The 19161-nt window shown below is 62.5% G+C and carries 17 protein-coding genes; 3 read left to right on the forward strand and 14 right to left on the reverse strand.

What is annotated here, in order from left to right:
- Nucleotides 1-117 precede the first annotated feature (117 nt).
- The 3 genes from G3O01_RS33905 to G3O01_RS33915 all read right to left on the reverse strand — a co-directional run bounded on the left by G3O01_RS33905 (nt 118) and on the right by G3O01_RS33915 (nt 4058).
- Nucleotides 118-1488: a gluconate:H+ symporter gene (locus G3O01_RS33905; protein WP_205811353.1), complete on the reverse strand. Its 1371-nt coding sequence runs from the start codon at nt 1486-1488 to the stop codon at nt 118-120.
- A gap of 82 nt (nt 1489-1570) precedes the next feature.
- Nucleotides 1571-2686, reverse strand: coding sequence for a porin (locus G3O01_RS33910; protein ID WP_205811354.1), 1116 nt, complete (start codon nt 2684-2686; stop codon nt 1571-1573).
- Between the two features lie 172 nt (nt 2687-2858).
- Nucleotides 2859-4058, reverse strand: a complete 1200-nt coding sequence (locus G3O01_RS33915; protein ID WP_205811355.1) for an aminotransferase class V-fold PLP-dependent enzyme — start codon at nt 4056-4058, stop codon at nt 2859-2861.
- Between the two features lie 118 nt (nt 4059-4176).
- Here G3O01_RS33915 and G3O01_RS33920 point away from each other — a divergent pair, with 118 nt between their 5' ends.
- Together G3O01_RS33920 and G3O01_RS33925 are read left to right on the forward strand one after the other, a co-directional pair.
- Nucleotides 4177-5010: an IclR family transcriptional regulator gene (locus G3O01_RS33920; RefSeq protein ID WP_205811356.1), complete on the forward strand. Its 834-nt coding sequence runs from the start codon at nt 4177-4179 to the stop codon at nt 5008-5010.
- Between the two features lie 69 nt (nt 5011-5079).
- Entirely contained in the window at nt 5080-5541 is a 462-nt protein-coding gene (locus G3O01_RS33925; protein WP_205811357.1) for a RidA family protein, read from the forward strand.
- A gap of 35 nt (nt 5542-5576) precedes the next feature.
- On the opposite strand, the gene G3O01_RS33930 is transcribed toward G3O01_RS33925, so the two are convergent.
- The 11 genes from G3O01_RS33930 to G3O01_RS33980 form a co-directional block, all read right to left on the reverse strand.
- Entirely contained in the window at nt 5577-6299 is a 723-nt protein-coding gene (locus tag G3O01_RS33930) for a GntR family transcriptional regulator (protein ID WP_205811414.1), read from the reverse strand.
- A gap of 60 nt (nt 6300-6359) precedes the next feature.
- Nucleotides 6360-6764, reverse strand: coding sequence for an oxalurate catabolism protein HpxZ (gene hpxZ / locus G3O01_RS33935; protein ID WP_205811358.1), 405 nt, complete (start codon nt 6762-6764; stop codon nt 6360-6362).
- A complete protein-coding gene (locus G3O01_RS33940; protein ID WP_205811359.1) occupies nt 6761-7444 on the reverse strand; it encodes a cysteine hydrolase in 684 nt (227 codons plus the stop codon). The genes hpxZ and G3O01_RS33940 overlap by 4 nt, the downstream gene beginning before the upstream one ends.
- Nucleotides 7445-7447: 3 nt before the next feature.
- The gene (locus G3O01_RS33945) at nt 7448-9076 is read right to left on the reverse strand and encodes an ABC transporter ATP-binding protein (protein ID WP_205811360.1); all 1629 of its coding nucleotides are present in this window, start codon (nt 9074-9076) and stop codon (nt 7448-7450) included.
- A gap of 2 nt (nt 9077-9078) precedes the next feature.
- Complete coding sequence (locus G3O01_RS33950; protein WP_205811361.1) at nt 9079-9771, reverse strand: isochorismatase family cysteine hydrolase; 693 nt, start codon at nt 9769-9771, stop codon at nt 9079-9081.
- Nucleotides 9772-9828: 57 nt separating this feature from the next.
- A complete protein-coding gene (locus G3O01_RS33955; protein WP_205811362.1) occupies nt 9829-10755 on the reverse strand; it encodes an ABC transporter permease in 927 nt (308 codons plus the stop codon).
- Complete coding sequence (locus tag G3O01_RS33960) at nt 10748-11887, reverse strand: ABC transporter permease (protein WP_205811363.1); 1140 nt, start codon at nt 11885-11887, stop codon at nt 10748-10750. The genes G3O01_RS33955 and G3O01_RS33960 overlap by 8 nt, the downstream gene beginning before the upstream one ends.
- A 54-nt stretch (nt 11888-11941) precedes the next feature.
- Nucleotides 11942-13042, reverse strand: coding sequence for a BMP family ABC transporter substrate-binding protein (locus G3O01_RS33965; RefSeq protein ID WP_205811364.1), 1101 nt, complete (start codon nt 13040-13042; stop codon nt 11942-11944).
- A 25-nt stretch (nt 13043-13067) separates the two neighbouring features.
- A complete protein-coding gene (gene atzF / locus G3O01_RS33970; protein WP_241024503.1) occupies nt 13068-14897 on the reverse strand; it encodes an allophanate hydrolase in 1830 nt (609 codons plus the stop codon).
- A 261-nt stretch (nt 14898-15158) separates the two neighbouring features.
- Complete coding sequence (katG, locus tag G3O01_RS33975) at nt 15159-17339, reverse strand: catalase/peroxidase HPI (RefSeq protein WP_205811365.1); 2181 nt, start codon at nt 17337-17339, stop codon at nt 15159-15161.
- Between the two features lie 145 nt (nt 17340-17484).
- Nucleotides 17485-17721 carry a hypothetical protein gene (locus G3O01_RS33980; protein ID WP_205811366.1) on the reverse strand — a complete coding sequence of 79 codons (237 nt, stop codon included), beginning with the start codon at nt 17719-17721 and terminating at the stop codon, nt 17485-17487.
- On the opposite strand from G3O01_RS33980, the gene G3O01_RS33985 reads away from it, so the two are divergent.
- Entirely contained in the window at nt 17705-18979 is a 1275-nt protein-coding gene (locus G3O01_RS33985; RefSeq protein WP_205811367.1) for an autotransporter strand-loop-strand O-heptosyltransferase, read from the forward strand. The genes G3O01_RS33980 and G3O01_RS33985 overlap by 17 nt on opposite strands.
- Nucleotides 18980-19161 lie beyond the last annotated feature (182 nt).

Consider the following 19161-nt stretch of genomic DNA (forward strand, 5'->3'; position numbering starts at 1 on the left):
GGCAGATTGGCAGGCGGGCGTTCGAGGCTTTGAACGCCGCCTCACCGGCTGGCAAGCGTCCGCTTGCCAGCCGTTACGACTCAGGTTGTGCGGGCAACGAGCGTTGCCCGGTGAAACTCACACCACAGTGGCGACACCCAGCGTCAACAGCAACGCCGTCACGGAAATGATCGTTTCGCACACGGTCCATGTCTTGAAGGTCTGCGGCACGGTCATGCCGAAGTATTCCTTCACGAGCCAGAAGCCGCCGTCGTTCACATGCGACAGGATCAGCGAGCCCGCGCCCGTCGCCAGCACCAGCAATTCGGGGCGCACGCCGGTCGCCGTCGATGCCGCCGCAGCCGCGATCGGCGCGATGATGCCCGCAGCCGTCGCCATCGCGACCGTCGCCGAACCCGTCGCGACGCGAATCAGCGCGGCGACCAGCCACGCGAGAATCAGCAGCGGCACGTGCGCGCCCGTCGCGACATCGACGATCGCCTTCGATGCGCCGCTGTCGATCAGAATGCGCCCGAAGCCCGCACCCGCGCCAACCACGAGCGTGATGCTGGCCGTCGGTGCGAGACACTCGTTGGTGAACTTGAGAATCTGCTCACGCCCGAAGCCGCGCGTCGTGCCGAACGTATAGAAGCTCAACAGCACGGCGAGCAGCAGCGCCATGTCGGGATGACCGATCAGATGCAGTACGTCGTTGGCCGTCGTTTTGGGCGTCACGATCAGATCAGCCCAACTGCCCACCAGCATCAACAGCACGGGCAACAGCACCGTCAAGAGCGTGATGCCAAAACCGGGCAGTGCCTGGTTGGCGCGCTTCGCATCCTGCTCGATGAACTGTTGCGCCATCGGGTTCACGCCTTCCAGCACGACGACCCGCGCAATCAGCTTCGAAAACAGCGGGCCTGCGATAGCAGCAGTCGGAATGCCGACGATCAGCGCATAAAAAATCGTATGGCCGATATCCGCGCCATACGCGGTCACAGCGAGCAACGCGGCCGGGTGCGGCGGAATCAGACCGTGCACGACGGACAGACCCGCGACCATCGGAATGCCGACGCGAATCATCGACGTGCCCGTGCGCTGCGCGACGTTGAACGCAATCGGAATCAGCAGCACGAAGCCGACTTCGAAGAACACGGGCAGACCGACCAGGAACGCGATACACATCATCGCCCAGTGCACGTTCTTCGGTCCGAACAGGTCGATCAGCGTGCGCGCGATACGCTCAGCGCCGCCCGATTCTGCCATCATCTTGCCGAGCATCGTGCCGAGCCCGACGACGATCGCGATGTGGCCGAGCGTGCCGCCCACGCCTGTTTCGAACGACTTGAGAATCGACGTCATCGGCATGCCGACGGCCAGCGCGAGCGCCACCGACACCACCATCAGCGTGATGAACGGATTCAGTTTGAAGCGCGCGATCAGCACGACGAGTGCGATGATCGCGATCAATGCATAGACAAGTAGCAGACTGCCGGTGACGGTCGCCATGATTGCTCCTGATATGAGGGATCGACAACAGGCATCGGACGCGCTGCGATGGCGCGGCCGGTGCCGGGTTGCCATGCAGGCCTTAGAACTTGTGGCGAATGCCTGCCACGGTCACGAACTGGCCTTGATTGCTAGACGGATTCGTAATGCCTTCAACCCATGCATTCGCGCCCGACGCACGCTGATAGATACCGTTCAGGTACAGGTCGGTCGTCTTCGACAGGAAGTACTCGCCGCCCAGTGCGACCTGGTTGTAGTGCGCGTTCTTCGCCGTCGCCGCGCTGCTGTTCTGCAGCGTGTAGATGTAGCCGAGCGTGACGAGCGTGGCGGGCGTCGCCTGGTACTTGATCATCGCTTCGTAGTTCTGGAAGTGCAGGCTGCCGCCCGCGATGATGTCGAAGTGCGAGTTCGTGTACAGCAGCGCAAGTGTTGCCGGGCCGAGCGTGTAGGCACCGCCGGCGCCCCATACCTGGTTGCGCTTCACGTTGCTGATGATCGACGAGCTCGTGCTGTAGTAGTTGTCCGAGGGCGCTGCGCCCGTCGTGTTCGTCGCCGGCTGGTTGACGAGCGAGTACGCCGCATCGAGACGCAGCGGACCGTTCACGTAGTCCGCGCCGACGCTCCACGCGCGGTTGTTCGCGAAGTCGCCTGCCGTGTTCGAGAACGCGTACATTGCGTTCGCCGTGAAGCCCGCGATGGTCGGCGTCGTGTACTTCACTGCGTTGCTGGTGCGGTACGTGTTGTTCAGATCATCGTTGTCGTAGACCGCGTTGCCATACTGGCTCAGCGCGCCGACGCCGTTGGCCTGCAGATTCGACAGATAGTCCTGCACGCTGTTGTACTGACGGCCCAGCGTGATCGTGCCCGCCTTGCTGTTCTGCAGCGCGACCCATGCGCTGCGGCCGAACAGACGGCCGCCCTGACCCGCTGCGCCCGTCTCCAGGCTGAAGCCGTTTTCGAGGCGGAACAGCACCTTGTTGCCGCCGCCCAGATCTTCCGTGCCGAGCAGGCCCCAGCGCGAGCCCTGCACGTTGCCCTGCGTCGCCTGGATGTTGTGCTCGCCCTTCTGGTTGTTCGTGTACGTAAAGCCGGCATCGACGATGCCGTACAGCGTGACGCTGCTTTGCGCGTGGGCGGCTTGCACGCCGAGTCCGGCAACAGCGACTGCAATGGCTGTGCGGGCAATATTCTTATACATCGTGGTTTCCTCTGGTTGAAGTAAAAGCCACTGGATGAATGGCTGCTCCAATGACTTCAGGTATCCTAAACAGACGTGACGAAGCGGCACCTTCGAAAAGGTGCATCGGTCGTTTCAGACCGTTGAAACTAGCAGTGAACCGGTTTAGTGCGGCGCGTTTGACTTATAGCGATCAATCCGGCCATGCGCGGCGCGCTGCAATCTTGCGCGCATCGCGGCGATGAAACGGCGTGACGAGCGGTTCAGGCGATGCCTGCGCGCGCTCGAGTTCAGCCACGATCCGCGCGAGCACGATATGCTCTTCGCCCGCGTGCAGGTTGCACGGATCGAGGTAGAAAAAATTGAGTTCGGCTTCGTGGTCGCGCACGATCACAGGCTGTTCGCCGTCTTGCGGGCGCGCAAGCGCATCGGCGAGATCCCAGGCGCTGATGCGCGCGGCGTTCCGGTCGATATGCAGTTTCAGGCGGTCGAGCGGATTGCCCGTCGGATCGGCTTCTATCTCGGCCCACACACCTGCCTGGCGGTTCAGCGTTTCGCGCCACAGCGTCAGGTAGCCGCGCTCGGTTGCGCGTACTGCGGCGTGGTCACGCGTGCGCCATTGTTCCAGCGCCGCAATCGCGCCGACCACGCCTTCCTTGCCGACCTTCATCCCGCGCCCGATGCCGCCGTTCTGAAAATACGCGGCCCGCACCAGCGCCTTCTTTCCCGCGACGATGCCCGCCGTCAATCCGCCCAGAAACTTGTGCGCCGAATACAGCACGAGGTCCGCGCCCGCAGCGATGAAGCGCGTGAGATCGTACTCGGACGCAGCGTCGACGATCACGGGCACGCCCTTCGCGTGCGCGACTTCGATAAATTCTTCGAGGGGAATCATGCCGAACTGCACGGTGTGATGCGAGACGACATACAATGCGGCCGCGGTGCGTTCACTGAGCGCCGACGCCAGTTGATAGCCATGTGCTTCCGTGGCCGCGCCGACCTGCACGACGCGCGCGCCCGCGAGCCGGATCGCCTGATCGACGGGTGCGCCATAATTGACGAGATGGCCCGTCTGCACGACGACTTCGTTGCGCAAGCCCGTGGTATCCGGCAGACGTTCGATCAGACCGAGGTCGTCGCCCGTCATGGTGGCCGCAATGCTCAACGTGATGGCCGCCGAGCACGAAGCCGTCACGTAGCCGCTCTCGCTGCCGCACGCCTGCGCGATCACGGCCGACGCCTTGCGCTGCAGATCGTCGATCTCGACGAACTGCGGCAGGATCTCCGCGACGGCATCGATCACGGCTGCGCCCACGCTGGACGCGCCCAGACTCGTCATCGTGCCCGAGACATTGATGACGGGGCGTAAGCCTAATCGAGAGCGGATGTCCATGTCAGCGCCTCCGGATCCAGTATTCCTTAATTAAGGAATATATGTTGTAATTGTGGATGAGTCTAACATACAATGTCCTGGCGTCAACTGGACAAAAACATCCCTATCCGAGGACTACATGGCACGACCGTCCCGTTCCACCGCGGCATCCCAGACGCCGGACAATGCCGACGCGCGCCCGGCCGCCGAGGCCGCCGCGCCTCGCACGCGCACCAGCGCGCTCGACCGCGCGGTGCAGATTCTCGACGCGCTGCAGGACGCCGGCAAACCGGCTACAGCGTATGAAATCGCGCATCGCGTGAACGCGCCGTTGTCGACGGTCTATTCGATCATCAACGACATGGTCGAGAAGAACCTGCTGTCGCGCGCGGCGGACGGGGCGATCTGGCTCGGCTCGCGGCTCTACGGTTATGGCCTGACATACGCGAGTTCGCTCGACTATCTGGCTGTGGCAAATGAAGAGATGCAGCGGCTGTCGGCGGAAGTCGAGGAGACGGTGCAGGTTTGCGGACTCGAAGAAGGGATGATGGTCGTGCTGCAGATGGCGGAAGGTCCGGGCCATTTCCGCGTGACCTCGCGTGTGGGAAGTCGCGTGCCGGTGAACTGGACCGCCTCGGGAAGACTGCTCGCCGGCCATCTGTCCGCCGCCGAATGCACCGCGTTCTTCAGGCAGTATGCGCAGCCGTCGCCGACCGGCCGCGCGGAAACGCGCCCCGACGTGCTCGCGAACAACGCGCGGCAAGCGCTCGGCGAGCGGCTGTCGATCCAGATCGGGGAATCGGATGCGTCGGTGGCGTGTCTCGCGGCACCCGTGATGAATCGCGCGGGCGCCTGCGTCTTCACGATTTCGATCGTGATGCCCGAAGCAAAAGCGGAACAAGGCACCGAGCGTTATGCGCAGGCCGTGCAGAGCGTCGCGGCCCGCATCGAAACGCGCCTTGGCTGGCGATAACGCGAGCCATACGGTGCCACGTCACGCACCGAACTTCATTCAAGAACTTTTAGGCTTTTCGACTTACCGATGAACTGTTACGACCGGCTGCGCGCGCGCGGCCTGACGCTTCCCACTGTGCCGACGCCCATCGGTAATTTCATGCACTGCACGCGCGAAGGCGGCTTGCTGTTTCTGTCGGGCCAAGGGCCGCTCGATGAAACCGGCAAGCTGATGACGGGCAAAGTCGGCGCAACGGTATCGACGGATGAAGCCTACCGGCATGCGCAACTCGTCGGCCTGAATCTGCTTGCGGTGCTGCATGCGGAACTGGGCGATCTGCAGCGCGTGCGACGCGTGGTCAAACTGCTGGGCATGGTCAACGCGACAGCCGAATTCGCCGAGCATCCGCGTGTGATCAACGGTTGCTCGGATCTGTTCATCGACGTATTCGGCGATGCTGGCCGTCACTCGCGTTCGGCTGTCGGCGTGGGTTCGCTGCCGAACAACATCACGGTTGAAATCGAAGCGATCGTCGCCGTGCACGACTGACGCGCTGACCCGCGCTCACGTCACCTCAGGTCAACTCACGTCACGAAGGGCAGCTTGCTATCGCGCGCGGCGGCCAGCATCGACAGCGTGATCTTGCGCACTTCCAGCTTGCTCTGCGTGATATGCGCGCGCAACAGGATGGTGGCTTCACCGAGCTTGCCGCGATCGATCAGATTGAGCATGGTCGCGTGCTCGTCGTAGGTGGCGCTAGTCCGATGCGGCTTCAGAAAGTCCAGGCGCCTGACGATGCGAATGCGCTCCGTCACATCGTTATGCACGCGCAGCATCTCCGCATTGCCCGTCGCAGCGACGAGTCCGCGATGGAAACCCTCGTCCATCCCGAACATCACGACGGGCTCGCTTTCTCTAAGCTCCGGTGACACACACCACACAGCCTTCAACTCGTCGATCACGACATGAGGCGGCGGCGTTGCGGCGAGCCGTTCGATCGACGCAAGCTCCAGCACGATCCGCAAGTCGTAAAGCTGATCCAGCTGCTCGAAGTTGATCTCCGAGACTTTCCAGCCGCGGCGAAATCCCACCTCCAGGTATCCTTCGCGCAATAGCCGGAACAGCGCATCGCGCATCGGCGTGCGCGACACGCCGTAGTGCTGCGCGATATCCGTTTCCGAAAAGCGGTCACCAGGAAAGAGACGGAAGTTGAAGATGTCCTGCTTCAACAGCTGATAAACCTGCTCCGCGAGCGGATTCGCGCTGTACACCGTCTTCGTGGCGACTTCGTCGGACGTCTCTTCCATGGGCGTGGTCAGATTGAGTTTGGCTTGGGCAACGCGAACCGTCATGCCATTATCCGCCCGTCAGGGCGCCTCGATCAGACTGACATGGGCCGCGACGACGACCCAGCCCTTGCCGAACGCATCCTTCGCGCCCATGCGCGCCCACGTCTGCATCTGACGCCCGATGAGCGGCGTCGCGTCGCTGGTGAACTCGGTGCTCACCGTCGCGAAGTCGTCGCCGAACGTCGTAATGACGGTGCGATGCAAACGCCGGCTCTTCGGCACCGGCGCACAGCTTTCGCGCCACTGGCGAATCGCTTCGTTGCCATGCTGTATTTCCGCAATGCCGTAACGCACGGTTTCGGCACTGTCCCAGAACAACGCGTTCATCACGCCGATGTCGTTATCGACGAGCGCACGTTCGTATGTGTCGAATGCGGCCGCCACTTCCGCGACGATTTCCGCACGATTGACTTCCCCCGTCATGCATCAGCCTCCAGCAGGTCCGCGAGCGTCGCCGTCCAGCCGACGATACCGCCTTGCGAACGAATCATGTCAATTGTCGCCGCCTTGAACGCGGGGATATAGCTCGCCGTCGCGTCTTCGATCAGCAGACATTCGTAACCACGGTCATTGGCCTCGCGCATCGTCGTCTGCACGCAGACCTCAGTGGTCACGCCCGCGAACACGAGGTGCGTGATCGAGCGCATTGCCAGTTCTTCGCCTAAACGCGTCGCGTAGAAAGCGCCCTTGCCCGGCTTGTCGATGACGATTTCTCCCGCCATCGGCGCAAGATCATCGACGATCGCATTGCCCGGTTCGCCGCGCACGAGAATGCGGCCCATCGGACCGACATCGCCGATACGCGCATTCGGCTTGCCGCGCAGCCGCTTCGCAGGCGGGCAATCGGACAGATCCGGCGCATGCGACTCGCGCGTATGGACGACATGCCAGCCGTGTTCGCGCGCAAACGACAGCAGCCGCGCGACGTCGGGCACGATGCCCGCGAGCAGCGACACGTCGTTGCCAAGTGCCTCGCCGAAACCGCCCGGCTCGATGAAGTCGCGCTGCATGTCGATCACGACGAGCGCGGTATGCACAGCGTCGAACGTGAACGGTGACGGCTGCGCAAGTACGGTGGTGGTTTTATTCGCTGTCGAACTCATGCATCAGGCTCCTGCCAGTACGGCCGCGGCGTCCGCGCGACTCTCGTCGGATTCGCTGTGTCCGGCCATATGCCTTCCCAACACGACACGATCTGCGCCCTGCGCCGGCGTTTCGAACACAAGCCGGCCTTCGGCGATCACCGCGATGCGATCGGCGAGTTCGAGCAGTTCGTCGAGGTCTTCGCTAACCAGCAGCACGGCCGCGCCTCTATCGCGCGCGGCGAGAATACGCGCATGAATGTCGGCCACGGATGCGAAATCGAGTCCGAACACAGGGTTCGCGACGATCAGCACATCCACTTCCTGTCCCAGTTCGCGTGCGAGCACCGCACGCTGCACATTGCCACCCGACAGCGTACCAATTGCACGATCCGGCATAGGCGGCCGCACGTTGAATTCATCGATCAATTGTTTCGCGCGCTCGCGAAGTGCGCGGCGATCGAGCCGCCATCCGCCGCGTCGCACAGGCGCGCGATCGAAGTTGCGCAGCGCGAGGTTCTCCGCAATGCTCATGCCCGCTACGCAGGCGTTACGCAGCGGCTCTTCCGGCAGCGCAAACAGACGCAGACGATGCATCTCTTCACGCGTCGCGCCATACGGCTGGCCCATCACATGCATGTCGCCCGATTGCGCGCGCCGTTGTCCGACCAATGCTTCGATCAGTTCTTTCTGGCCATTGCCCGACACGCCCGCAAGACCAAGAATTTCACCGGCACGCACTGCCAGCGAGACTTCACGCACGGCCGGATGACCGCGATCGTCGACGACGGAAAGCTTCGACAACGACAGACGCGCCGGTGCATCGGCGGCGAGCGCCTTGCGTGCGGGACGCGTTGTGTCGACACCCGCCAGCACGCGCGCATCGGCTGTGTCTTCCGAGCCCATCATCCACGCGGCGAGACTGTCGCGATCCGTATCCGCGACAGCACACGAGCCGACACGCCGGCCTTTACGCAGCACGGTGACATCGTCGGCATACGCCATCACTTCGCGGAACTTGTGCGTGATCATCAGCACGGTCAGTTCACCGGCCAACGTCAGCGAACGCATCAAACCCAGCACTTCGTCCGCTTCCTGCGGCGTCAGCACGGAAGTCGGTTCGTCGAGAATCAGGAACCGTTGGCGCAAATACAGTTGCTTGAGAATCTCGAGCTTCTGCTTTTCGCCCGCGGCGAGACTCGTGACGGGCGCATCCAGAGCTAGCCGGAACGGCATGCGCTGCATAAATGCAGTCAGTTCGGCACGCTCCGTGTGCCAATCGATTTTCCATGGCAAGCTGCCGCGCGCGAGCAGCAGATTCTCTTCGACAGACAGCCCCGGCGCGAGCGTGAAATGCTGATACACCATGCCGATGCCGAGCGCCTGCGCGTCGCGCGGCGAAGCGATGCGCACCTGGCGCGTGTCGGCGATGATCTCGCCGTGATCGAGCACGCCATAGCCGACCAGCCCCTTCACGAGCGTGCTCTTGCCCGCGCCGTTTTCGCCGAGCAGCGCGTGGATCGTGCCCGGCGTGACCTTCAGCGACACATCCTGCAGTGCGCGGAATGCGCCGAACGATTTGCTCGCGCCGATCACTTCGAGGCCGAGCGCCTGAGTGGGAACCTGAGTAGGCAACTGCGCTGCCGTCGACATGATTAGCGCTCCAGCGTGGCGAGCAACGCAGCGGAATCGGACACCGTGCCGAACACGCCGCCCTGCATCAGGATCATGTTGAGCGCGGCATCGTGATTGCCCTTGTCGGTCGCGCCGCAGCAGTCGGCGAGCACCGTGCATTCGAAACCGCGGTCGTTGGCTTCGCGCATCGTCGTGTGGACGCAGACGTCCGTCGTGATGCCTGTCAGCACGATGTTCGTAATGCCGCGTGTGCGCAGGATCAATTCGAGATCCGTTGCGCAGAACGAGCCCTTGCCCGGCTTGTCGATGATGATTTCGCCCGGCAGCGGCGCGAGTTCGTCGATAATTTCCCAGCCCGGTTCGCCGCGCACGAGTATCTTTCCGCACGGACCGTCATCGCCGATACCAATGCCGTTCGTGCCCGCCTGACGGCTGCGCCAGCGCTTGTTGGCGGGCAGATCCGACAGATCGGGCCGATGGCCTTCACGGGTGTGGATGATCGTGAAGCCCTGCTCGCGCATTGCGGCCAGCACGCGTTTGATCGGTTCGATCGGCGCGCGGGTCATCGACAGGTCGTAACCCATCTTGTCGACATAGCCGCCGATGCCGCAGAAATCCGTCTGCATGTCGATGATGACGAGCGCTGTGTTGTCGGGGCGCAGCGAGCCGTCATAGGGCCACGGATAGGGCCGGGCTTCGATATAGCGGGTCATGTGTGTCTCTCTCGAATCAGATGGCAATAAAGGACGTATCGGTTCAACCAGTCAGGCTCAACGCGTCAGGCTCAACTCGCCTGGCGCGCCGGCCAGCGTGCGGTCCGGACGGCAGTTGAAAATCATGATCGCGAGTGTCAGCACGTAAGGCGCGGCGTTGAACAGGTAGTAGCCGCTCGTCACGCCGATCGCCTGCAATGCGGGGCCGAGCGCGCCTGCAGCGCCGAACAGCAGCGCGGCCCACAGACAACGCAGCGGATGCCATCGCGCGAAAATCACCAGCGCGACGGCCATCAACCCCTGTCCGCTCGACAACCCTTCGTTCCAGCTGCCCGGATAAACGAGCGACAGATACGCGCCGCCCACACCCGCGAACATGCCACCGACCGCCGTCGCGATGACGCGCACGCGCGTGATCGGATAGCCCATCGCTCGCGCGCTTTCGGCGTTCTCGCCGACGAGGCGCAGCGTCATGCCCCAACGCGTCGAGCGCAAACCCCACTGAAGCGCGAACGCGAGCACGACACCGATCACGAACAGCGGATTGATCTTCAGCGCGTTGTGCAATTGCGCGGACGCGGTCCAGTTGCCGAGATCGATGGACGCGAGCATCGGCGCCTGCGGCTCGATGAACGGCTTGCCGAGGTAGAACGCGATACCCGTGCCGAACAGCATCAGCGCAATGCCGAACGCGATATCGGAGACGCGCGGCAACGAGCACACGAGGCCGTGCAGGCAACCGAGCAACAGGCCAACAAGCGCCGCAGCAATCACGCCCTGCCAAGCCGAGCCCATCAGATACGCGCCCGCATAGCCGCTCATCGCACCCGACACGAGAATGCCTTCGAGCCCGAGATTCACGCGGCCGCCTTTTTCGGTCAGACATTCGCCGAGGCTCACGAACAGATACGGCGTGCTGACACGGATCGCGCCCGCGAACAGCGACAGCAGCAGCACCGCAACAGGCGAATGGAGATCAGGCATGGGTTTTCTCCAGTTGAACGGACGAGCCGGATTGCGCGACCGCTTGCAGCTTGATGCGCCACGCAGCCATGCGTCCGCCGAGCGCTTCCCACGCGAGCAGGTTCGCGAACAGCAGGCCTTGCAGAACCAGCGTCGCGGCATCGGGCAGATCGAGACGCCGTTGCAGCAGCGAGCCGCTCGCCTCGATACCGCCAATCAGCAGCGCGCACACGACGATCGCCAGCGGGTTCTGACGCGCGGCGAACGCAACGAGAATGCCCGCGTAGCCGTAGCCAGCGAGCAATGACGCGTTCGCACTGCCCTGCACCGCGGTCACTTCGAACATGCCCGCCAGCCCCGCAGCCGCGCCGCCGAGCACGCACGCCGTCAGCGCCAGCGAATTCACCGGCAGGCCGACGAGACGCGCCGCGCGGTTGTTGCCGCCTGCTACGCGCATCGCGAAACCCTTCGTGCTGTGCTTGACGAACACCCACGCCGCGATGCACGCGAGCACGCCCCAGAAGAGGCCCCAATGCACGTCGATGCCCGGCAGCGAGCCGATCGAGAAAGCATCGGGAATGGCACGCGTCGACGGCTTGTTGAGACTTGCCGGGTCACGCAACGGTCCTTCGACCAGATGCTTGAACACGGCAATCGCGATGTACGACATCAGCAGGCTGCTGATCGTCTCGTTGACGCCGCGGTATTGACGCATTGCGCCGACAGCGCCGATCCACGCACCGCCGACCACCATCCCCGCCAGCGCCATCAGCGGCGTGGCGAGCCACCACGGCATGCCCGCCGGCACGAGTTGCGGCACGACAGCCGCGGCCAGCCCGCCGAGCGCCAGCGCGCCTTCGCCGCCGATCACGATCAGCCCGACCTGCGCGGGCAACGCGACGCACAGCGCGGTGAGCATCAACGGCGCGGCGCGCAGCAAGGTGCTCTGCCACGCGAACGCGGAGCCGAATGCGCCCTGGCCGATGAGAACGACAGCATCGAATGCCGGCTGTCCCTGCACGAGCAGGAATAGTGAAAAAAGCAGCAACGTGCCGATCAACGCGCACAGCGTCGGCAGCGCCGGCAAGACGCCGAGCGCGAGCCGCGCGATGCCCGCCATCGGGCTGCCAGTGAGTGATGCCTGGGTGCTCATCGCAATACCTCGCCTGAACGGAATCAGGTCAAATCCATGGCGTACGACACAGCGTCAGATCTGACCCACGACGCCAGCCACCAGATAGTTCATGCTTTCCAGCGTGATATCCGTCTGCGCGTAGCTCGCGCCCGCCGCGATCGCATTGCCGCCCTTGTTGTCCTTCATCGGCCCCTTGAAGATCACGTACTGGCCCGCGACCATCTTGGACTTGATCGAATCGGCGTTGGTCTTCGCATCGGCCGCGACCTTGGCGCCGTACGGCGACATCTTCACGTAGCCTTCCTTCAGGCCGCCGCGCAGGATGTTCGGCGGCGTCTTGCCGCCTTGCGCATCGGCGACGAGCGCGCGATACGGCGTCGACCAGTCCCATTCGGCGCCGGTCAGATAGCCCTTCGGCGCGAGCGCGGCCTGGCTCGCGTGATAGCCGCAGCTCATGGCTCCACGTTTTTCTGCCGTCTCGATCACCACCTTGGGGCCATCGACATGACAGGTCAGCACGTCGCAACCCTGATCGACGAGACTGTTCGCGGCTTCCGCTTCCTTGACGGGCATCGACCAGTCGCCCGTGAAAATCACGTGCGTGGTGATCGACGGATCGACCGATTGGGCGCCGAGCGTGAACGCGTTGATATTGCGCAGCACCTGCGGAATAGGCTTCGCCGCGACGAAGCCGAGCTTCTTCGTCTTGCTCGCATGACCAGCGACAACGCCGTTCAGATACTGGCATTCGTCGATATAGCCGAAGTAGCTCGAAATGTTCGACGGATTGCCGCTCTTCCACAGACCGCCGCAATGCGCGAAACGCACCTTCGGATATTTCGCGGCCATCTTCAGTACATGCGGGTCGAAGTAACCGAACGATGTCGCAAAGATCAGCGTCGCGCCGTCCTGTTCGATCATCGCTTCCATCGTCTTTTGCACAGCGACCGTTTCAGGCACGTTCTCTTCTTCGACGACCTTCACGTTCGGCATCTTCTTCAATGCCGCAGCAGCTTGCGCCTGCGCCTGGTTGTAGCCGTAGTCGCCACGCGCGCCGACATAAATCACGCCGACGGTGAGTTTGTCGGTAGCGGCGAGCGCCTTGTTGATCGGCACGATGTTGGCGAGCGCGAGTGCGCCAGCACCTTTGATGAAGTCGCGGCGATTGGTCATGATGGATACACCTTTGTCAGAGAAGTCACGAAGCGGATTGAGATTGACTGTCGAGAAACGCACGCCAGCCGCCGAACGGGGTGATGTCTTGCGCGCCGCCATCGGGCGCGACGGCAGCGGGTTCGCAGATAAAGCCTTTGACGTTGCGGCCATTTGCCGTTTGCACGTTGCCGATACCGAGCGGCGCGGGCACGGCGGCGACGAACGCGCCGAACGTGCGCAGCGGCACGTCCCATAGCTCGATGGCGATAGCACCGCCCTGTCCGTTTGCCGTGCGTACGAGACCGGGCTTCGGCGGCGTCGTGTTGGCGAGCGCGAAGAGCCGATACTCAGGCGATGTCGTGGTCGCTTCGATGAAGCGCGCGCCCGCTTCCGGCAGTTGCCAGTTCAACGGCTCGCCACGCAGATGCGCGCCGACGACGGCGAGCGTCACTGTCGGTTCATCGAATGGCAGCGGACGCGCGGCGATTTCTTTTGCGCCGTCGCTGGTGTGCGTGAAAAAGAGCGACTGGATTTGCGCGCCCAGTATTGCGAGGCGTTGATCGCCACCAGCAGGCGCGATCAGCGTGACGCCAGCGGGCAAGCCGTCGGCACGGCGCAATGCCGGCACGGCCAGCGCGCACAGGCCGAGCAGATTGACGAAGTTCGTGTACAGGCCAAGTTCGCTGTTGCGCGCAATCGGCTCGGCGCGCAGATCGGCGAGAGTCGGATGCGTGGGCGTCGTCGGGACGATCAACACGTCGACGGATTCGAACAGTTTTTCCGCGTCGCGCTTCAGGCGCATCAGTTCGTACTGGCCGTTGAACGCGTCGGCGGCGCTGAAGGTGTCGGCCTTGCCGATCACTTCAGCGACGACGGGGTCGATCGCGTCCCGCTGTTCGTCGAAGAACTCGCCGAGCGCGGCGCGCCGTTCGGCCACCCACGGGCCGTCGTAGAGCAACGACGCGACCTGCTTCATCGGCGCGAACGGAAAGGTGCCCGCGGTCAAACCCAGGCGCGATGTGATCGTATCGAGCGATGCTGAAAACGCGGCTTTCGCATGATCGTCGCCGAAGAATTCGAGCATGTCGGGAATCGCGACGCGCAGCGGGCCGCGCGGCAGGCCCAGCGGCGCAACGTGCTCGGAATAGCCGTCGAGCGCGTCGAATGCGGCCATCTGCTCGAGCACGCGCCATGCATCGGCGACATCGTGCGCGAAGATCGACAGGCAATCGAGGCTGCGGCATGCAGGCACGACGCCCCGCTTGCTCACGAGTCCCAGCGACGGCTTCAGGCCGACGAGTTCGTTGAAGCCAGCGGGCACGCGGCCCGAGCCTGCCGTATCGGTGCCGAGCGAAAACGCGACGATGCCCGCCGCGACGGCGACCGCCGAACCCGAACTGGAACCGCCGGACACATATGAGTCGAACTCGACCTGGCGCACCGCGCCGAACGGCGAACGCGTGCCGACGAGGCCTGTCGCGAACTGGTCGAGGTTGGTCTTGCCGATCAGGATCGCGCCTGCATCAAGCAGACGCTGGACAGCGAATGCGGTTTCGTCGGGTGTGTAGGCGAACGGCTCGCAAGCGGCCGTCGTCGCGAGGCCGGCGATATCCACGTTGTCCTTGACGGCGAACGGCACGCCGTAGAGCGGCATGTCCTGCAGCCATGCGTCGCCGGATGCTTGCTTGCGCGTCTGCAGGTCGGCGGCCCGCGCGCGGAGCGTGTCTTCAGGCACGCGCAATATCCACGCTTCGGGTCGGTTCGTCGCCGCAAGGCTATGGATGGCGCGATCGACGGTTTGGGCGGGCGTGATTTCACCGCTCGCATATTTTTCGAGCAGTGCGCGCACCGTCATGGCGGGTTGTGTTTTCATGCGTCCAATCTTGAATACAAGTTGGTGAACGCATTTGCACGGACCATGCCAATTGGATGCGAGATCGCTCAAACGCCTGTCGGGTAAGGCTTTGCGGGAATCGACGCGGGTCTCGACAGGCTGCCAGGTTTTCCCCACCGCGGTTCAGCACCGTGTTGTGACGGTGCAGCCCGCACATTCGCTGTGCATCGTTATGAACGAAAAAGCGGCCGGTCTGACGGCCGGCCGCTCTTGGGGGCGTTCGCTTGCACCCGCTATCAATCACCCCAGATCGAAGCGATCCAGATCCATCACCTTGCTCCACGCCGCAACGAAGTCCTGCACGAACTTCTCCTGCGCATCCGCGCTTGCGTAGACTTCGGCCAACGCTCTAAGCTGCGCATTCGAACCGAACAACAGATCGACGCGCGAGCCCGTCCATTTGACTTCGCCCGTCACGCGATCATGCCCGCCGAACAGATCACCCGCTTCCGACATCGGCTTCCATTCGGTATTCATGTCGAGCAGGTTCACGAAGAAGTCATTGCTCAGCGTTTGCGGCCGCTTCGTGAAGACACCATGCGGAGACTCTCCCGCATTCGCGCCCAGCACGCGCATGCCGCCGACGAGCACCGTCATTTCAGGCGCGCTCAGCTTCAGCAATTGCGCCTTGTCGATCAACAGCGCTTCGGCGGAAACGGAGCACGGCCGTTGCAGATAATTGCGAAAGCCATCCGCGAGCGGTTCGAGCACGGCGAACGAGTGAGCATCGGTTTGATCCTGCGTTGCATCGGTGCGTCCTGGCGTGAACGGCACGGTCACGTTATGACCGGCGTTCTTAGCCGCGCGTTCGATGCCCGCGCAACCCGCCAGCACGATGAGATCCGCCAGTGACACCCTCTTGCCATCCAGCCGTCCATCGTTGAATTCCTGCTGCACGGTTTCGAGTGCGCTCAACACCACCACAAGTTGTGCCGGCTGATTCACGTCCCAGCCGTTCTGCGGCGCGAGCCGGATACGCGCACCATTCGCGCCGCCGCGTTTGTCCGAGCCACGGAACGTCGACGCCGATGCCCACGCGGTCGACACGAGTTGCGAAACGCTCAGCCCCGTCGCCAGAATCCTGTCTTTGAGTGCGTCGATATCGCGAGCGTCGATCAGAACGTGATCGACAGCAGGCACGGGGTCTTGCCAGATAAACGTCTCGTTCGGCACATCGGAGCCGAGATACCGCGAGCGCGGCCCCATGTCGCGGTGAGTCAGCTTGAACCACGCGCGAGCGAAGGCATCGGCAAACTCATCGGGATTCTCGTAGAAGCGACGCGAGATCTTTTCGTAGCTTGGGTCGAAGCGCAGCGCAAGGTCCGTTGTCAACAGCGAAGGCGAACGCCGCTTTGAAGGGTCGTGCGGATCGGGAACCGTGCCGGCGCCAGCGCCGCCCTTCGGCGTCCACTGATGCGCACCAGCGGGACTCTTCGTCAGTTCCCATTCGTAGCCGAACAGGTTTTCGAAGAAGTTGTTGCTCCACTGCGTCGGCGTCGTCGTCCAGATGACTTCGAGTCCGCTCGTCGTCGTGTCGTCACCCTTGCCGGTGCGATAGTGATTCTTCCAGCCGAGTCCCTGCTCTTCCAGGCCCGCTGCTTCAGGCTCGGGCCCAAGCTCTGACGACGGACCCGCGCCATGCGTCTTGCCCGTCGTATGTCCGCCGGCGATCAACGCAACCGTCTCTTCATCGTTCATCGCCATGCGCGAAAACGTCTCGCGGATATCTCTCACTGCGGCCGCAGGATCCGGATTGCCGTTCGGCCCTTCCGGATTCACATAGATCAGCCCCATCTGCACGGCAGCAAGCGGCGCTTCGAGTTGCCGGTCGCCCGTATAGCGCTCGTCGCCGAGCCAGGTGCGCTCGGAACCCCAGTAGATGTCTTCGTCGGGTTCCCACGCATCCTCGCGGCCGCCCGCAAAGCCAATGGTCCTGAAACCCATCGCTTCGAGCGCAACCGTGCCCGTCAGGACGATCAGATCGGCCCACGAAATCTTGCGGCCATACTTTTGCTTGACCGGCCAGATCAGTCTGCGCGCCTTGTCGAGATTGACGTTGTCCGGCCAGCTATTGAGCGGCGCGAAACGCTGCTGTCCGGAACCCGCGCCGCCGCGTCCATCGCCCGTACGATAGGTGCCTGCGCTGTGCCATGCCATGCGCACGAAGAGCGGCCCGTAGTGGCCGAAGTCGGCAGGCCACCAGTCCTGCGATACGGTCATCAACGCGCGTAGATCACGCTTGACTGCTTCGAGGTCGAGACTGCGAAACGCTTGCGCATAGTTGAAGCGTTTGTCCATCGGATCGGACAAAGAGGAATGCTGGTGAAGGATTTTCAGGTTCAGCTGATCGGGCCACCAGTCATGGTTCGATGTGCCGCTGCCGGCGGGATGTTCAAACGGACACTTCTTTTCAATCGACATGCCATTACTCCTTTACTCGGGCATTGCCGAGCTTAGGAGGAAAGCGATCATGTCTATTCCACAACGCATGCGTCCGCTTCAAATTTGCACGAAAAGAGAACTCCGGTGAGGTCAATTGCATTGATTGCGTCATGACCTGGTGCAATTAAAGTTTCCACACGCAAATGCCGATATCACCGCGATCAATAAAAGGATCGTGAAGCCAGGATACTTCACGACCGGCAATGACGGCGCAAAGGGCTTGTTTTCCAGTATTTGGGCAAACGTTAGCGCCCGCCTTTCCGCTTTGTGACGGTTGAATGAATTCAGTCACGCTGCCGAATGCATTGCTGGCGAATCCGTGTTGTTTAACTTTCATTTCGATCATGTCGACAGCAGTCACGCAGAGCACCGAAAACGCGGAAAGCAGCTCGAAGCACAACGACACAGGCAACACTCACGCGGTGCCGACGAACGGCCAACCCGTTCAGAAGCCAGCAGCCGTGCCGACCCAGCAAGGGCCGTTCGGCATTCGCTACGATTTCAACGACGGCTGCCGCGTCACACTGCCCGCAGGCGATGCCGAATGGCGCGTGGTGCTGCGCGACACGGCAACGGCGAACCCGCTGTTCGAAACGCAGCTTGCGGCGGGCGCGGTTGCGAGCAGCAAGAAGTACTTCGTACCGTTCGAGATCGAAGTGTGGTCGCAAGGCACGCAAGTGTTCCGCCATCGGCTCGATCTGAGCGACCGCAACGTACTCGTGCATCTGCCCGTGGGCACGCTGGGCGATACGCTCGGCTGGTTTCCCTACGTCGCGAAGTTCGAAAAGCAGCATCGCTGCCGTTTGACCTGCGTGATGGGCGAAGCGCTGATTGCGCTGTTCAGGAAAACCTATCCATCGATCACGTTCGTCACGCCCGAAGCCGTCAATCCCGACGACTACTACGCGACCTACAACATCGGCCTCTTCTTCACCGACGAAGCAAACGTGCATCAGCCCTGCGATTTCAGGCTGGTCGGTTTGCACCGCACAGCAGCCTATATTCTCGGCATCGATCCGCAAGAAGAACGCCCCGACATCGCGTTACCCGACGATAGCCGCCCGATTCCGGAGAAGTACGTTTGCATCGCGACGCAAAGCACGACGCAGTGCAAGTACTGGAACAACCCGACTGGCTGGCGCGAGATCGTGCAATTTCTGAAGCAGCGTGGCTATCGAGTGATCTGCATCGACCAGAAAGCGACGCATGGCAATGGTGTCGTGTGGAATCACCTGCCCTATGGGTGCGAAGATTTCACGGGCGAACAGCCGCTCGCAGAGCGCGCGCGCTGGCTCAGGCATGCGGAGTTCTTCGTTGGCTTGAGCAGCGGCCTGTCATGGCTCGCGTGGGCCATGAACACGCCCGTCGTGATGATCAGCGGTTTCACGCACCCTACCAACGAATTCGACACACCCTACCGCGTCATCAACTATCACACGTGCAATAGCTGCTGGAACGACGTGCGCGTGCAGTTCGATCATCAGGATTTCATGTGGTGTCCGCGTCATGCCGGCACGCCCCGGCAATTCGAATGTACGCGGCTTATCACGGCAGAACAGGTCAAGCACACGATCAGCCGGATTCCGGCGTTCAACACACAGGCAATGGCAGTTGCCTGAAACATGTCGCGTTGCTACACGACATGACCGCAGCGACAACGCTGACGGCGAAGAGCAAGAAGAACAAGAAGAACAAGAAGAACAAGAAGAACAAAACATAGAAATAGAAAGCAGCACGCAGTACCCGTAGCACGACAAACAACAAAAGAAGTGCAGTAGTGGATACAGGGAAATTCGGGGAA

This window comes from Burkholderia sp. Ac-20365, assembly GCF_017104715.1.
Taxonomy (GTDB): Bacteria; Pseudomonadota; Gammaproteobacteria; order Burkholderiales; family Burkholderiaceae; genus Paraburkholderia.

What these genes read in the sequence shown, in the direction of transcription:
- G3O01_RS33905 (WP_205811353.1), bottom strand. Translation starts at nt 1,488, where the DNA reads ATGGCGACCGTCACCGGCAGTCTGCTACTTGTCTATGCATTGATCGCG.
- G3O01_RS33910 (WP_205811354.1), bottom strand. Translation starts at nt 2,686, where the DNA reads ATGTATAAGAATATTGCCCGCACAGCCATTGCAGTCGCTGTTGCCGGA.
- G3O01_RS33915 (WP_205811355.1), bottom strand. Translation starts at nt 4,058, where the DNA reads ATGGACATCCGCTCTCGATTAGGCTTACGCCCCGTCATCAATGTCTCG.
- G3O01_RS33920 (WP_205811356.1), top strand. Translation starts at nt 4,177, where the DNA reads ATGGCACGACCGTCCCGTTCCACCGCGGCATCCCAGACGCCGGACAAT.
- G3O01_RS33925 (WP_205811357.1), top strand. Translation starts at nt 5,080, where the DNA reads ATGAACTGTTACGACCGGCTGCGCGCGCGCGGCCTGACGCTTCCCACT.
- G3O01_RS33930 (WP_205811414.1), bottom strand. Translation starts at nt 6,299, where the DNA reads ATGGAAGAGACGTCCGACGAAGTCGCCACGAAGACGGTGTACAGCGCG.
- hpxZ (WP_205811358.1), bottom strand. Translation starts at nt 6,764, where the DNA reads ATGACGGGGGAAGTCAATCGTGCGGAAATCGTCGCGGAAGTGGCGGCC.
- G3O01_RS33940 (WP_205811359.1), bottom strand. Translation starts at nt 7,444, where the DNA reads ATGAGTTCGACAGCGAATAAAACCACCACCGTACTTGCGCAGCCGTCA.
- G3O01_RS33945 (WP_205811360.1), bottom strand. Translation starts at nt 9,076, where the DNA reads ATGTCGACGGCAGCGCAGTTGCCTACTCAGGTTCCCACTCAGGCGCTC.
- G3O01_RS33950 (WP_205811361.1), bottom strand. Translation starts at nt 9,771, where the DNA reads ATGACCCGCTATATCGAAGCCCGGCCCTATCCGTGGCCCTATGACGGC.
- G3O01_RS33955 (WP_205811362.1), bottom strand. Translation starts at nt 10,755, where the DNA reads ATGCCTGATCTCCATTCGCCTGTTGCGGTGCTGCTGCTGTCGCTGTTC.
- G3O01_RS33960 (WP_205811363.1), bottom strand. Translation starts at nt 11,887, where the DNA reads ATGAGCACCCAGGCATCACTCACTGGCAGCCCGATGGCGGGCATCGCG.
- G3O01_RS33965 (WP_205811364.1), bottom strand. Translation starts at nt 13,042, where the DNA reads ATGACCAATCGCCGCGACTTCATCAAAGGTGCTGGCGCACTCGCGCTC.
- atzF (WP_241024503.1), bottom strand. Translation starts at nt 14,897, where the DNA reads ATGAAAACACAACCCGCCATGACGGTGCGCGCACTGCTCGAAAAATAT.
- katG (WP_205811365.1), bottom strand. Translation starts at nt 17,339, where the DNA reads ATGTCGATTGAAAAGAAGTGTCCGTTTGAACATCCCGCCGGCAGCGGC.
- G3O01_RS33985 (WP_205811367.1), top strand. Translation starts at nt 17,705, where the DNA reads ATGTCGACAGCAGTCACGCAGAGCACCGAAAACGCGGAAAGCAGCTCG.